The sequence below is a fragment of the Desertimonas flava genome (assembly GCF_003426815.1).
In the GTDB taxonomy this organism is placed as follows: domain Bacteria; phylum Actinomycetota; class Acidimicrobiia; order Acidimicrobiales; family Ilumatobacteraceae; genus Desertimonas; species Desertimonas flava.
The window spans coordinates 73,521-87,506 of record NZ_QKYK01000025.1 but is presented as its reverse complement, the minus strand read 5'-3'; the positions used below and the strand labels follow the sequence as shown (position 1 = coordinate 87,506).

The window sequence follows — 13,986 nt, the reverse complement described above, 5'->3', positions numbered from 1 at the left end:
GAGGGCCGCCGCGATGGGGGGTGGTCATCGGGATCACAGTCCGGTGCCGCGAGGGCCGCCGCGATGGGGGGTGGTCATCGGGATCACAGTCCGGTGCCGCGAGGGCCGCCGCGATGGGTGAGCGAAACAGTGGAGCGAGTCATGACATGCACTCAACCAAGGGCGCGTCCTACCAGCGTCCCACCATGTGCGCGGGACGGGATGACACGGCTCCGTTACTGCCGTCGCCCACAGTAGTTCTCACCATGAGCATCACCTCGACCATTGCGCCGCTTGAGCGTCCCCATGTCCCGGCAACGGGCTCACGGTCGTCCTCTCCTCCTTCCCCCAGTGCCGTCCCGACGACGATGCTGCGCAGCGGCCCGGTGGTCGCCTTGCGCGAGCTGGACACCATCTCCCCGGGTGGTCTCCTCGAGCGACTGTACGTCCGCAACGACCTCCTCGTCACGGCCCAGGACCCTGCGGGGCACACCTGGTGGATCCCGGCCGCCGCGGTGTGGCTCGACGTCGACGGTCCGGGACAGCCTGAGCACCCTCGCGCCATCGGCCTGGCGACGGCGACGAGCCGGGAACGGGCGCTCGTCGCCGGTCTCTCCGATCGACTGGGCTGGGAGGCGGTGAAGGCCTTCGAGCGCGGGGACGACCTGCCGCCGGCCATCGCCGTCACCGAGCCCGTGCCGTCCGATGTCGTCGTGCTCGACGGACGCCTCGCCCACGACGTGCCGACGGTTGTCGTCATGGGCGACGACTTCGTCCGGTGGGGCGCCGGCGCCACGTGGGACGGTGCGGTGCGCCGAGCCCTCTACGGCGACGACGGGAACCCCCATTTGGCCGCCGAGCTGTCCCAGATGGCGGACATGCTGGCCGTCCGAGCGCTCGGCATCGTGGCCGTCGACCTCGACACACCCCTGCTACGCAGGGCCGGGATCGTCCGTTGCACCGTCCAGCTCGTGGCGAGCAACGGGTCGGGACGCGCGTGGTACGCACCCGCTGTTGACTGATTCACGTGGCGGCGGCGGTGAAGGGTGTTCAAGACTTCTCCGGCGTCATGAGGTGTCCGCCGCGCCTCACGGCAACAGGATCTGAGGTCAATACCCAGAACCACCGCCGCCACCCGCCAATCCAGCCGTCCGCAACCGCTGGTAGGTAACTGTTTGTTCCCGGATCCGCCGCCGGGGACAAACGTGTCCGATTCGCCCGCCTCGTGCGGGCGAATCGTCGTTTTCGGGCAAGAACGTACCACATGACGTGATGCGTCCCGTACGCACCGAAGCGTCCCACGGGCCCGTAGTGCCCGTGGGACGCTCCGAGCGCCCGTCCCGCCCGGGAAAGCGTCCCACCGACCGGTCCTCGATGTGGGACGTGGCATCTCGCATCGACGCGTCACCACGTCCGGCGTGCCCGCGCCCCGGGAGAGGGCGACCAACCTGTCGGTAGCCTCGTCCGACGTGGTTCCGGAGCGATTCGCCAGCATCTTGAGCGAACTGGGCCCGATCGCCGAGCGGTTTCACGCCCGGGGCCACCGCCTGTACCTCGTGGGCGGCGCCGTTCGTGACCTGCTGACCGGCTCGGTCGACGACGGGTTCGACTTCGACCTCACCACCGACGCTCGTCCCGACGAGATCAAAGCCGTGCTCGCCGGCTGGGCGGACTCCGTGTGGACCCAGGGCGAGCGCTTCGGCACCATCGGGGCCCGCCGCCGCCGGCGCGAAAACGACCCGCCGGATTGGCCCGAGTTCCGCGAGTACGAGATCACCACGTTCCGCGCCGAGATCTACGTCCAGGACTCCCGCAAGCCCGAGGTGACCTTCGCCGACGACATCGAGATCGACCTGAGCCGCCGCGACTTCACCATCAACGCGATGGCCCTCGAGATCGTCGCGGGTGCCGAGGCCGGCCCTGTGCTGGTCGACCCGTTCAACGGCGCCGCCGACCTCGTCGCCGGGGCGCTGCGCACGCCCCTGTCGCCGGAGATCAGCTTCGACGACGATCCGTTGCGAATGCTGCGTGCCGCTCGGTTCGTGGCCCGCTTCGAGCTCGAGCCGGTCCCCGAGGTCGTCGCCGCGGTGGTCGAGCGTGGGCACCGGCTGTCGATCGTGTCGGCCGAGCGGATCCGCGACGAGTTCGACAAGCTGATGGTGCTCGATCATCCCGCCGCGGGTCTCTGGTTCTGCGTCGATACGTCATTGGCCGATCACTTCCTGCCCGAGTTGCCGGGACTGCGGCTCGAACACGACCCGCTCCACCGGCACAAGGACGTCCTGTCCCACACGATCGCCGTCGTCGAGAACGTCCGCCCCGACGCCGCTCCCGACTTCGACTTCCGGCGCACCCGCCTGGCTGCCCTGTTCCACGACGTGGGAAAGCCCCGCACGCGCGGCTACCAGAAGGGCAAGGGGACGACCTTCCACCATCACGACGTCGTCGGGGCCCGCATGACACGCAAGCGCATGGAGGCCTTGCGGTACTCCACCGCCGATGTGAACGCCGTCACCGAGCTGGTCGCCCTGCACCTGCGCTTCCACACCTACAAGATGGGATGGAGCGACTCGGCGGTACGTCGGTACGTGCGGGACGCCGGCGACCTCCTCGTCGAACTGAACGTCCTCACCCGCTGTGACTGCACCACGCGAGACCCGCGCAAGGCCGCGGTCCTCGCCCGGCGCATGGACGAGTTGGAGGAACGGATCGCCGTGCTCGCCGCCGAGGAGGAGCTGGCGGCGATCCGGCCGGAGCTGGACGGTGCCGCCGTGATGCGCATCCTCGGGATCCCACCCGGCCCGCTGGTCGGCAAGGCCCTCGCCCACCTCCTCGACGTCCGGCTCGACGAGGGCCTACTCGGCGAGGAGCAGATCGAACGACGTCTCCGCGAGTGGTACGCGTCCTCCACGCCGTGAACGTCTACGTTCGATCGTGTGCGTGACGATCTGACCGACGGCGTCTCGATCCGCCGCCGAGCCGCGACGTGGCGGTGGGTCGTGTCGGTCGTCGTCGCCGCCGGTCTCCTGCTGGCGACCGTGGTCGTGGTCATCCGGGCCGGTGAGAGCCGATCGCGTACCACCGTCGTGGTGCTCGGTGTCGCCGCCGGGTTGGCGCTCGTCGCCGTCGCCGCCACCTGGATGGAGTCGCGGCGCATCGCCCGGCACCTCCACCGGACCATCGACCGCCTGATCGACACGGAGGCCGAACTGCGACTCCTGCTCGACGATCTGCCCGAGGCGGTGCTGTCGATCGACGAGGACGGCTTGGTGCGCGGCGCCAACACCAAGGCCGCCGAGCTGGCCGGCCGTCCCATCGCCGAGTTCGCCGGCGGTCCGCTGCTGCGGTTGTTCGCCCCCGGGGACCGCGACCTGCTGATCGGCTGGCTCGCCGACGGCCGGTCGGGTCCTGTCGAGCCGCTCACCCTGCGCCTGCCCCGGGGCGATGCGGCGCCGATCACGGTCGAGGTGAGCCACGACCTGCCCCGCAGCAGTGAGCGGGGGGCCATCGTCCGCTTGCGCGACGTGAGCGAGCGAGAGGAGCGGGTTCGCGCACTCGAGCTCGCCCGGCGCCGCTTCCAGCAGGCCTTCCACTCGGCGCCCACCGGGATGGCCCTGGTGCGGCTCGACAACTCGGCCATCGTCGACGCCAACCGTTCGCTCGCCGACATGCTGCAGCGCCCGATCGAGGACCTCGTCGGACGCAGCATCCGCGACATCACCCACCCCGACGACCTGAAGGCTGCCGCGGCGTACCGCGCCCGGCTGGAGCTCGGCATCGTCGACACCTATCTGCTCGACCAGCGGTACCGGCGCAGCGACGGGGAGTACATCTGGGCCCGCACCCGGGTGGCCGTCACGGTGGACGATCAGCTCGACGAGCTGCAGGACGGCACCGGCGTGCCCCTCGCCATCACCCACATCGAAGACGTCACCGAGCAGCTCCGCACGGCGGACCAGCTGCGCTGGGCGGCCACCCACGACGACTTGACCGGGCTGCCGAACCGCACCGAGCTGCTCGAGCAGGTCGACGCGCTGATGGCCGCCACGACGCCGGGATCCGTCGCCCTGCTGTTCATCGACCTCGACAACTTCAAGACGGTGAACGACAGCCTCGGCCACGGGATCGGCGATCACCTGCTGGCGGCGATGGCCCGGCGCCTCAGCGCGGCGGTCGGCCCCGACACCGATGCCGGCGATGCGGGCGACCGTCCGGGATCCGGCGGGGCGCCGGCGTCACCGGGCTCGCGGACGCTGCTCGGCCGGTTCGGCGGCGACGAGTTCATCGTCGTGCTCACCGCTCCGCCGCCGTCCGACGACGGTCGGGTGCACCCGTTCCGGCCGGGCGCCGTCGCCGAGCGCTTGCGGGCGACGATCCGCGAGGCGGTCGACGTCGACGGGACGGAGCTGTTCGTCACGGCCAGCATCGGCTACTCGGTCAACCACGTCGAGGGAACGACGGCGGCCGATCTGCTCCGGGACGCCGACGCCGCGATGTATCGCGCCAAGGCCCGGGGTCGTGACTGCGTGGAGGCCTATTCGCCCGGCGCCCACGAGTCGACGGCGCTCGCCCTGCGGACGGCGACGCAGTTGCGGCGGGGGCTCGAACGCGGCGAGATCGTGCCGTACTACCAGCCGATCGTCGACCTCACCACGGGGCACGTCATCGGGTTCGAGGTGCTCGCCCGCTGGCTCCACCCCGAACGTGGACTCCTCACGCCCGACAAGTTCCTGCCCCTCGCCGAAGAGACCGGACTGGTCGGTGCCATCGGCGAACTGGTGTTGCGCGACGGGCTCGCCCAGCTCGCCGGGTGGCGGGCCCGTGAGCTCCCGTTCGCCGATGCCTACCTCTCCGTCAACGTCGGGACCCGTCAGGTGGTCGACCCGGCGTTCGCCCGGATGGTCTCCGACGTCCTGGCCGAGACGGGCATCCCGGCCGACTCGCTCTGGCTCGAGATCACCGAGACGGCCCTGCTCGCGGACGTCAAGGCGTCCACCGTCGCCCTCCGCAACCTGCGCAGCCTCGGCCTCCACCTGGCCGTCGACGACTTCGGCACCGGCTACTCGTCGCTGACGTATCTCAAGCGCTTCCCGGTCGAGGCGATCAAGATCGACCGCAGCTTCGTCGCCGGTCTCGGCCTCGACACCGAGGACACGACGATCGTCGAGGCCGTGATCAACCTCGGCCACTCGTTCGGGATCGGGGTGATCGCCGAAGGGCTGGAGACGCCCCTGCAGCTCTCTCGCCTGCGGGCCCTCGGGTGTGACCGGGGCCAGGGGTACCTGTTCGGTCGTCCGCGCCCGGCGAACATCGTCGAATCGGAACGCACGACGTCCTCGTAGGACACCCTGCGGGTCGTCGCAGGCTGTGTTCGGTCGCGGCGGGTCGGCGGGAACCGATACGGTCCCGGCCACGTCGAATCGGCCAGTTCCCCGGAGCGCGAATCGGCGGCAGGGGTTCGGCTGAACGAGCATTCGAGGACAGGAGTGGAGATGACTCGGACACATCGACTGGGAGTCGCCTTCGCGATCCCGCTGATCGGATTGGTCGGCGCCTCGTCTGTCGGGTTCGCCGACCGGGCGGCGGTCGACAGCAGCGCACCCGGGGATGCGGCGGCGGCGCCACCCACCACCGCCCTGCCCGCCCTTCCCCCGTTGCCCGGCACGACCCCACCCGCGCCCACCGCGCCGGCGACCACCCCGGTGGTCGCCCCCACGGCGCCGGTGGTGCCGACCGCGCCGGTGGTGCCCACCGTGCCCGTGGTGCCCACCACGCCGGTGGTCGCGCCCACCGTCGCGTCGACCGGCTATGTCCCGGCCACCGATGTGACCGGACTCCTCACCGTCGAACTGCCGGCGAGCTGGTCCGACATCGACGATCGCCGGGTCATCGCCAGCGACGGGACGCTCCGTCCCGGCATCTGGGCGTCGACCGATCTCGAGGGCTTCAAGACCACGTTCGGCACGGCCGGCGTGATCCTCGAGGCGTACCCGTACTCGCCCGACCTCCGTCCGGTGGCCGCCGAGCGCTTCGACTTCATCCCGCAGGCGTGCACCGACGGCGGTGAGATCCCGTACTCCGACGGCGTGTTCACCGGGACGCTCCACACCTGGAACTACTGCGACGGCGGCAACACGCGGAACTTCGTCCTGACGGCCAGCCCGGCGACGATGGACATGACGATCCTGTTGTACGCCCAGACCGTCACGCCCGAGGACGAGGTCTTCGTCAATCACATCCTCGGCACGTTCAACGTCGTTCCCGGCATCGGCCTGCCCACCGAGACCGTCCCGCCGCCGACGTCGGCACCGGTCACCGCGGCCACGGCGCCGCCGGCCACCGTCGCGCCCGTCACGGTTGCGCCGGCCACCGTCGCCCCGCCGACGGCGCCGCTCGTCACGGTGCCCCCGATCCCGGTTCCCACGGGACCGCCCGCCGGCGGCTGATCCGGCCGCCCCGACTCCGCCGCTGACCAACGTTCCGAACGGCCTTTCACGGTCGGTCGTCGCTCCGCCACCTACGGTCGAGGGCGACGACCGCCTGGAGGAGAACCGATGACCGAGCACCGAGGGCCGCTGCGACTCGCAGCAGCCACCGTCGCCACCATCGCCGCGTCGGCCGCGCTGGCGGCCGGAGTGTCGGCGAGTGCACCGCCGGATTCGAGCGCGCCCGCCGATCTCAGCGGCGTCGAGATCCTGCTGACGAACGACGACGGGGTCCAGGCCGAGGGCGCCGGACTCGCAGCCCTGCGTGAGCGCCTCTGTGCCGCCGGCGCCGACGTGGTGACCGTGGCGCCGTGGTCGCAGCAATCGGGCACGTCGGCCAGCATCACGTTCGGCGCCACGTTCGCCGTCGCCACCCCCGACGGCGCGACCGATGCCTGCGCCGACGCCCCGAGCGGCGGGACGTTCTACGGCGTGTGCCTGTCGGACACGGCGTGCGTCGCCGACAGCGAATCGGCCACGCCGAGCGACGCCGTCGCGCTGGGTTTGCACGCCGTCGTGCCCGAACTCGGTTGGGATGGCGGGCCCGACGTGGTGCTCGTCGGCATCAACGACGGCGGCAACGAAGGCCTCAACGTGCCGCTGTCGGGCACGATCGGCGCCGCCACGTGGGCCGACATCTACGGCGCGCCGACGATCGCCTTGAGCGCCAAGGGCGACCCGACGCCGGAGTCGCTGGCCGACAACGGTGACTGGGCGGCCGGGCTCGTCGCAGCACTGATCGCCGCCGACGCCCTCCCGGACGGGTACGTGCTCAGCGTCAACTTTCCCGACCCGGAGAACGGCGCACCCACCGGCGTGGAGTGGACCGCGCTGAGCGACGTGACCTGGGGCGGCACGCTCTACGAGCGCGACGGCGACGTCTTCGCCACGTCCTACGGCGAGTGCTCGTACGACGCCTGCGGGTTCCCGGCCGAGGGCAGCGACGACTTCGCCCTCCAGAACGGGGCTGTGTCGGTCAGCCCGATCGTGGTCGATCGCACCGTCGGTGTCGACATCGACACCACCCGCGCGGAGGCCGTCGTCGAGTCGCTCGCCCCGTGACCGCCTGAGGACGGCCGCCGTTCACCGCACGAGCCGGAAGAACGAGCGGACCTGATCGACGAAGAGGTCGGGCTCTTCGAGCGCGGCGAAGTGGCCACCGCGGGTCATCTCCTCGTACCAACGCAGATCGGTGAACACCCGCTCCGTCCAGCGACGTGACGGGCGGATGATCTCGCGGGGGAAGATCGTCACGCCCGACGGCACGGTGATCGGCGTCTGATCGCGGTCGCCGAAGCTTTCCCAGTAGAGCCGCGCCGACGACGCCGCGCTGGCCGTGAACCAGTACATCGAGATGTCGTCGAGGATCTGCTGGCGGGTGAGGGCGTCCTCTGGATGCCCGTCGTTGTCCGTCCACGCCCAGAACTTCTCGGCGACCCATGCCGCCTGGCCGGCGGGGGAGTCGGTCAGCCCGTACCCCAACGTCTGGGGACGGGTGGACTGCTGTTTGGAATACCCCGTGCCGTTCTTGGCGTGCTCGGCGAGGTCGGCGAGCGCCGCCTGTTCCGATGGCGTGAGGTCGTCCGTCGTCGCCGGGTCGGGGCCGGCCGAGGCCAGGTTCACGTGGATGCCCACCAACGGGTCCGGGAACTGGCGAGCGATCGACGTGGTCACCGCCGCGCCCCAGTCACCGCCCTGGGCGCCGTAGCGGTCGTAGCCGAGTCCGATCATCAGCTCGTGCCAGGCTGCGGCGATGCGCGGAACGCCCCACCCGGGACGCGTCGGCTTGTCGCTGAACCCGTAACCCGGAAGGGCTGGGCACACGACGTGGAACGCGTCGCCGGGGTCGCCGCCGTGAGCACGCGGGTCGGCGAGGGGGCCGATGACGTCGAGGAACTCCAGGACCGATCCCGGCCAGCCGTGGGTCAGCAGCAGGGGGACGGCGTCGGGCTCGGGCGACCGGACATGGATCGCATGGATGGAGAGCGGTTCGTCGCCGCCACCGGCGAGCGTCGTGCGCAACTGCTCGAAGGTGTTGAGCCGGTCGACGAAGCCGAAGTCGTACTCCTCGGCCCACCAACGGCACAGGTCGCGCACGTACTCGAGCGGCGCGCCCTGGTCCCACGAGCCGTCGGTCGTCTCGGCCTCGGGCCATCGGGTGCGGGCGAGGCGATCGCGGAGGTCGGCGACGGCGTCATCGGGGAGCGTGGCGACGAATGGCTCGACGTGCATCGACCCAGTCTCACCGACGCGGCTGCCACCGATGAGAATCGGACGGGACAGCCGAAGGCCGCGTGGGTTTCGGGCACGCGCCGCGCCCTTCGGCGCCCGCTGTCAGGCGGTCAGGATCCGAGCTTGCGGACCTTGAGCACGAGCGTGGTGGGCACAGCCGACTCGCCGTCGACGCCGAGCTCGTGGAACACCTCGACCCGGAAGTTCGAGCGGTCGAGCGCCGCCAGCAGGTCGCCGATCGTGCGGCGCAGCTCGCCGTAGCGGCGCACCGATCCGTGTTCGTCCACGCCGACCGACGCGAACGGGTGGTCGAGCACGAGGATGAACGGGGCACCCGGCTTGAGCACCCGGTGAACCTGCCGCAGGATGCGGCCGAGGTCGTCGACCAGGTCGAGCGTGTGGACCGAGACCACGACGTCGATGGTGCCGCTCGGTGCGAATCCGAGATCGCCGAGATCGCCCTGGTGGCACTCGACCGACACCTCGGCGGCGATGGCTGCCTGGCGGAGGTCACCGATCCGGGCCGGGTCGGAGTCGACGGCGATCGCCTTGGCGCCCAGCCGGGCGAGGGCGATCGAGTTGTTGCCGGCGATGCCCAGCTCGATGACGCGGCGACCGGACGAAACGTCGCCGATGAGTCCGAGCTCACCGTCACTGGGGATGCCGTCCCCGTAGTTCACCTGATCCGTCATCGTCTGCCCAGTCATATCCCGGCTTGCTATCCGATACGTCGCCGCGCTCGTCACGAACACAGTGTGGTCTGCGCGGAACGCCCGGATAGGTATACCCGCTGATTGGCCCGATGGCCCGATCCTCGCGTCGGGCGGACGGTGGGGCCGGGGGTCGCTACCCTTATGGCGATGTCGTTGTCGATCGGTGCGCTCAGGGGGGCGGAGCAGCGCGGCCAGGTCGACCATCGGCTGGCCCGGCAGTCGCTGATCAACGAGTATCGCCGCGGCCGCCTCGGCCGTGACCAGGTGTGTGACGCACACCACGAGCTCATCCGCGCCGCAGAGAACGTCGGCACGCCGGTCGAGACACCGTGCCCGATCTGCGAGGCGAGCGGTCTGCGACTCGTCACGTACGTCTTCGGGCCCCGCCTGCCGGCCCACGGCCGTTGCGTGAGCACCGCCAAGGAGCTGGCCGTGCTCAACCGGCGGCGTGACGAGCTGTCGGCGTACGTCGTCGAGGCTTGCATCGAGTGCCATTGGCACCATCTGCGCAAGGTGCTGCCGATCGGCGGCAGGTGACGCCGCCCGCGGTGCGCCGCGGTCGCCCACCGGGCAGCGCCGGCGTCGACACGAGGAGCCGCCTGCTCGACGCCGCGGCCGACTGCTGCGTCGAGCGGGGATTCGACGGGGCGACCCTCAGCGAGATCGCCCGCCGCGCCCACGTCACCACCACGGCGGTGTACAACCACTTCGACAGCCGCGAGGACCTGCTCTACGCCGCCGGCGTGCGTGCCCTGCGGGCCATGACCGACGCCGTCCGGCCCGCCGGCGGGACGCCCACCGAGTCGGGGTTCGCGCCGTTCGTGCGCGCCTACCTCCGCCCGGACATGGCTCGCACGCGGCGCCTGCTGGCCGAGCTGCACCTCGCCGGCAATCGCGATCAGCGACTCGCCGACCTGCTCAACGCCTGGCACGACGCCGGCGCCGCCGAGGTGCTGAAGGTGGCGCACGGCGACGAGGCGGCGGTGAAGGCGTTGTTCCTGCTCCTGCTCGGCCTGTGCCATCTCGACGACCTGCCGACACTGCGCGTCGATCCCGATGCCCTCGAACGCCGGATACTCGCCATGACCGACGCCCTCGGCGCGGACCAGCGCGGCTGATCGCCCGTCACGGACGGGCCCGTCGGCAGTCGCTTCGGCATCGGCAGGTCGGGGTCAGCGCTCGGCGCCGCGGCGGAACGCTCGCCAGCGGGCCGGCGACCAGCTGTCGTGGTCCTCGCCCCAGGCCGTCGTTCCATCGGAGCGCGTCCACGCGGCGAGTGACATCCAGGCGAAGTACGGGGTGGTCGGCAGGGCCAGACGGCTGCGGACGTCGGCCTGCCACCGCTCGGTCGCGGCCCCGGCCGTCAGCTCGAGGGTCACGCCGACCGGGCGACAGCGCTCGTCGCGAGCGACCTCGCGTCGACCACGATCGATCGGCGTGACGGCACCGTCGCCGAGGATCCAGCCGCCGACGGCGTCGTCGTCACCGCCGCCCGGTCGCACCGAGGTGGCGACGAAGAACCCGCGGCTGCCCTCGTCGGTCGCCGCGTACGCGTACCCACGACGCGTGCGGGATGTGGTCTCGCGCCGGGGCGTCCACGAGCGGTCGCGCATCTCGATGCAGTCGACGTGCAGGAGCTCGCCGTGGAGCTCCAGTTCGCCGGTGACGCGGCCCAGTTGGTCGAGATGACCCATGCCGTTGCTCACGTGGAACGGCTGGGCGTCGACGATGGCGGCGAACGTGAGGTCGAACCGCAGCTCGGCCCGGTCGTCGTAGTGCAACCGGTACGACCGCATCGGCTCGAGGGTGGACACCGACAGGCCGGAGGGGAGGGAGTTGTCGCACGGGTGGGCGCCGCCGGGGATCGGCAGGTGCCAGAACGTGCGGTAGTAGGGCAGCTCGTCGAGCCGCTCGCGCCCGGGCTCCCAGACGTAGACGGCGGTGCTCATCACACCCTGGTTCGTCCGGTAGATCTGATAGACGGAGCCGCAGAGACTGCGCTCGGGGACGGCGAAGCCGAACCACGCCGTCTCGGTCCACCACGGATCGTCGCTCGTCGGCGTGTGCAGGCGGTCGTCGTCGGGGCCGAGCATCACCACGCTCCGATCACGGGGGAGTCGGCGATGGTGCGAGACGCCGGCAGGGCGGCCAGGCGGCCCTGGGCCGCGACCCATGCCGCATCGAGCCCGGTCGCGGGGTCGCCGGCCGGGGCAACGGCGGCGTCGACGCTCGGGCTCGCCGCCAGCGCGGCAGCCAGTTGGTCGGCGGCGTAACGCAGGCGGGGCGCCGAGCGATCGCGCTCGTCGAGACCGGCGGCGACGAACGTGACGATGCGGGCCGCGTAGGCGGGATCCGGAGTGATGTCGGGCCGGGCGGCCAGCGGCCGGCCGTCGAGAGCGGCGATTCCTCGCACGAGCAGAACCTCCATGAGGGGCAGGCCGATCAGCTGGGTCACCCGATCGGTGGTGGGCGGCGCCGTGAGCGCGCACCGGCACGAGATCACCATGCGCGTGAGCACGCCCACCGCGGCGAGCCGGAAGCGGTCGCGGTCGAAGGCGATCGGAGCGCGCGGGACGTAGTGGGTGTGGATGCGATCGACGAGGTCGGGGATCGGTCGGCCGAGCAGCGTGGCCCGCACGGCGATCGAGGCCAGGTCGTGGTGGGGGTCGCCGAGATGGGCCAGCTCCCAGTCGACGAGCCCGGTCACGCGATCACCGTCGACGAGGTAGTTGCCGGCTCCCGTGTCGCCGTGGCACACGACCTGCTGGTCGGCCCACGACGTACGGTGCCGGGCGAGCGTGTCGAGGGCGAGGTCGAGCACCGGTTCGGCCGGCTCGAGTCGTGTCGTCACCAGGTCGCGCCACACCGGAAGATCGTCGGGCTCACCGCCGTGGTCGCTCGGTGGAGAGAGCCGGGGGAACCCGTCGGGATCCTCGCGGTGCAGCCGGGCGAGCACGGCGAGGTAGTCGTCGAGGGCCTGGTCGTGGCGGGCGGCGCGGCCGGGCAGGTGGGTGGCGGTGTACGCCGATCCGTCGTGGGAGATGGCGGCCACACCGGGCGCGGGGAGCCCGGAGGCCGCCGCCCAACGACAGGCGGCGGCCTCACGAGCGAGCGTGAACGGCGTGCCCGAGAACGGGCCGGTGCCGTCGTCCCGACGAGCGATCAGCTGCCGCCCGTCGGGAGTCGTGATGGCGACGGTCTGGCGCGACGTGCCGCCCGACAGCACGGCGTCGATCGCCGCGCCCTCTCCGGCGAGGCCCGTCAGCCAGGCCGGAGACGCGGGGTCGTCGATCGGGTGCATCGTCACGCCGGGACCGGTGACCGTCGGCTCAGGCCAGCGGGTCGAAGAAGTCCTCGACCTGCGTCATCACGCCGGCGTCGTCGAGCACGAACGCCCGCACCTCGTTGTCGCAGACGGCCGGGAAGTGCTCGCCCGGGCAGGAGAGCTCGACGCGGCCGCCGAAGTACGGACCGGTGAAGCTGCTCAGCCCGGCCGTCCAATCCTCGCGGCTCAACGTCTCGGGGGCGTCGTTGCCGATCCTCCATGCCGTGAGCATCGCGCCGAACCCGCCGAGGGCCAGGAACGAGTTCATCGACTCCTCCGGCCCGTACTGCGGGAACACCGAGCGGTAGTAGTCGAGCTCGGCCGAGGCACCCTCGGCGAGCAACGGCGGCAGCCCGCTGCCGACGATCGTCCAGCCCTCGAACAGCTCGGGCGTCGCCTCGAGCGTGGCCGGCACGGCGCATGTGGCCGTGCTGATCACCGGCGCCTCGATGCCGAGGTCGACGAGCGTTTGCGCCACCTGGGGGCACTGGGGAGCGTTCACCAGGGCGAGGACAGCGTCGGCGTCAGCGGCCCCGGAGGCCTGGACGTCGGCGGTCACGTCGGCCGAGGAGTCGGAGATGTAGGTCGTGGAGAGCTCCACACCCTCCATCGAGGGCAGACCTTCGATGGTCGTCACAGCGGCGCGCAGGGCGTCGTTGTCGGCGCCGAGGATGACGATGTTCTCGGCGTCGAGGAACTTGGCCGCGTAGGCCGCCGTGCCCGACGTGCCGCCGGCGTTGCCGCCCTGGTAGGCGAAGCCGTTGGCCGCGCCGAAGTCGGCGGGGGTGAGCGGCGTCTGGAGCAGGACGGGCAGCCCGACGGCCTCGAGGATCGGGAAGATGTACGCCGAGCCGAAGACGTACCCGTGGATCACCACGTTGACGTCACTGGCGTTGGCGAACTCCTGGGCGCAGTTCTGGTTCGACGGCTGATCGACACCGACGTTGCAGTGGCGCACCTCGACCGGTCGGCCCTGGATGCCGCCGAGCTCGGCGTTGATGAGCCCGACGGCGGCGTCGACGCCGGTCGACACGTCGGGGTACGACGGCGTGCCCTCGTCCATGTTGATCATGCCGATGACGACGGGCTCGAGCGACTCGTCGGCGGGGCCGGCGGCGGCCGGGACCGAGGCGGTGTCGCCGGCTGCTGCGGGCTCGGTGGTCGCCGAGGCGATGCCCGACGCGGCGATGGCGGCTGTGCCGGCGACGAGCGCCGGGACGAGCGTGCGAAGACGCTGATGTTTCATGTGGTT

12 protein-coding genes are annotated in these 13,986 nt (G+C 71.4%); 7 read left to right on the top strand and 5 right to left on the bottom strand.

Annotated features, from left to right (window positions below; genetic code table 11):
- Window positions 1-347: 347 nt before the first annotated feature.
- From DN771_RS22200 to surE, 5 genes are all read left to right on the top strand, one after another.
- Complete coding sequence (locus DN771_RS22200) at window positions 348-1,001, top strand: YcaO-like family protein (RefSeq protein ID WP_116999753.1); 654 nt, start codon at window positions 348-350, stop codon at window positions 999-1,001.
- Between the two features lie 447 nt (window positions 1,002-1,448).
- Window positions 1,449-2,897 (top strand): CCA tRNA nucleotidyltransferase, encoded by a 1,449-nt coding sequence (locus DN771_RS22195; protein WP_116999759.1) that lies wholly within the window; start codon window positions 1,449-1,451, stop codon window positions 2,895-2,897.
- Between the two features lie 18 nt (window positions 2,898-2,915).
- Entirely contained in the window at window positions 2,916-5,321 is a 2,406-nt protein-coding gene (locus tag DN771_RS22190) for a putative bifunctional diguanylate cyclase/phosphodiesterase (RefSeq protein ID WP_116999752.1), read from the top strand.
- A gap of 150 nt (window positions 5,322-5,471) precedes the next feature.
- On the top strand, window positions 5,472-6,425 hold the full coding sequence (locus DN771_RS22185) for a hypothetical protein (RefSeq protein WP_162942272.1): 954 nt from the start codon (window positions 5,472-5,474) through the stop codon (window positions 6,423-6,425).
- 108 nt (window positions 6,426-6,533) lie between these two features.
- Window positions 6,534-7,526: a 5'/3'-nucleotidase SurE gene (surE, locus tag DN771_RS22180; RefSeq protein ID WP_116999750.1), complete on the top strand. Its 993-nt coding sequence runs from the start codon at window positions 6,534-6,536 to the stop codon at window positions 7,524-7,526.
- Between the two features lie 21 nt (window positions 7,527-7,547).
- Here surE and DN771_RS22175 read toward each other — a convergent pair whose 3' ends face one another.
- Complete coding sequence (locus tag DN771_RS22175) at window positions 7,548-8,696, bottom strand: epoxide hydrolase family protein (protein WP_116999749.1); 1,149 nt, start codon at window positions 8,694-8,696, stop codon at window positions 7,548-7,550.
- A 110-nt stretch (window positions 8,697-8,806) separates the two neighbouring features.
- Window positions 8,807-9,388, bottom strand: a complete 582-nt coding sequence (locus DN771_RS29755; protein WP_162942271.1) for a class I SAM-dependent methyltransferase — start codon at window positions 9,386-9,388, stop codon at window positions 8,807-8,809.
- Window positions 9,389-9,556: 168 nt separating this feature from the next.
- Here DN771_RS29755 and DN771_RS29750 point away from each other — a divergent pair, with 168 nt between their 5' ends.
- Window positions 9,557-9,946 carry a DUF5318 family protein gene (locus tag DN771_RS29750; RefSeq protein ID WP_162942270.1) on the top strand — a complete coding sequence of 130 codons (390 nt, stop codon included), beginning with the start codon at window positions 9,557-9,559 and terminating at the stop codon, window positions 9,944-9,946.
- On the top strand, window positions 9,943-10,527 hold the full coding sequence (locus DN771_RS22165) for a TetR/AcrR family transcriptional regulator (RefSeq protein ID WP_162942269.1): 585 nt from the start codon (window positions 9,943-9,945) through the stop codon (window positions 10,525-10,527). The genes DN771_RS29750 and DN771_RS22165 overlap by 4 nt, the downstream gene beginning before the upstream one ends.
- A gap of 54 nt (window positions 10,528-10,581) precedes the next feature.
- On the opposite strand, the gene DN771_RS22160 is transcribed toward DN771_RS22165, so the two are convergent.
- Genes DN771_RS22160 through DN771_RS22150 form a run of 3 tightly spaced genes read right to left on the bottom strand, consistent with a single transcriptional unit; the run spans window position 10,582 to window position 13,980 of the window.
- The gene (locus DN771_RS22160; RefSeq protein WP_162942268.1) at window positions 10,582-11,502 is read right to left on the bottom strand and encodes a hypothetical protein; all 921 of its coding nucleotides are present in this window, start codon (window positions 11,500-11,502) and stop codon (window positions 10,582-10,584) included.
- Window positions 11,502-12,710 carry a phosphotransferase gene (locus DN771_RS22155; RefSeq protein WP_227462442.1) on the bottom strand — a complete coding sequence of 403 codons (1,209 nt, stop codon included), beginning with the start codon at window positions 12,708-12,710 and terminating at the stop codon, window positions 11,502-11,504. Before DN771_RS22155 ends, DN771_RS22160 begins: the two co-directional genes overlap by 1 nt.
- A gap of 28 nt (window positions 12,711-12,738) precedes the next feature.
- The gene (locus tag DN771_RS22150; protein WP_162942267.1) at window positions 12,739-13,980 is read right to left on the bottom strand and encodes an ABC transporter substrate-binding protein; all 1,242 of its coding nucleotides are present in this window, start codon (window positions 13,978-13,980) and stop codon (window positions 12,739-12,741) included.
- Between the last annotated feature and the right edge of the window lie 6 nt (window positions 13,981-13,986).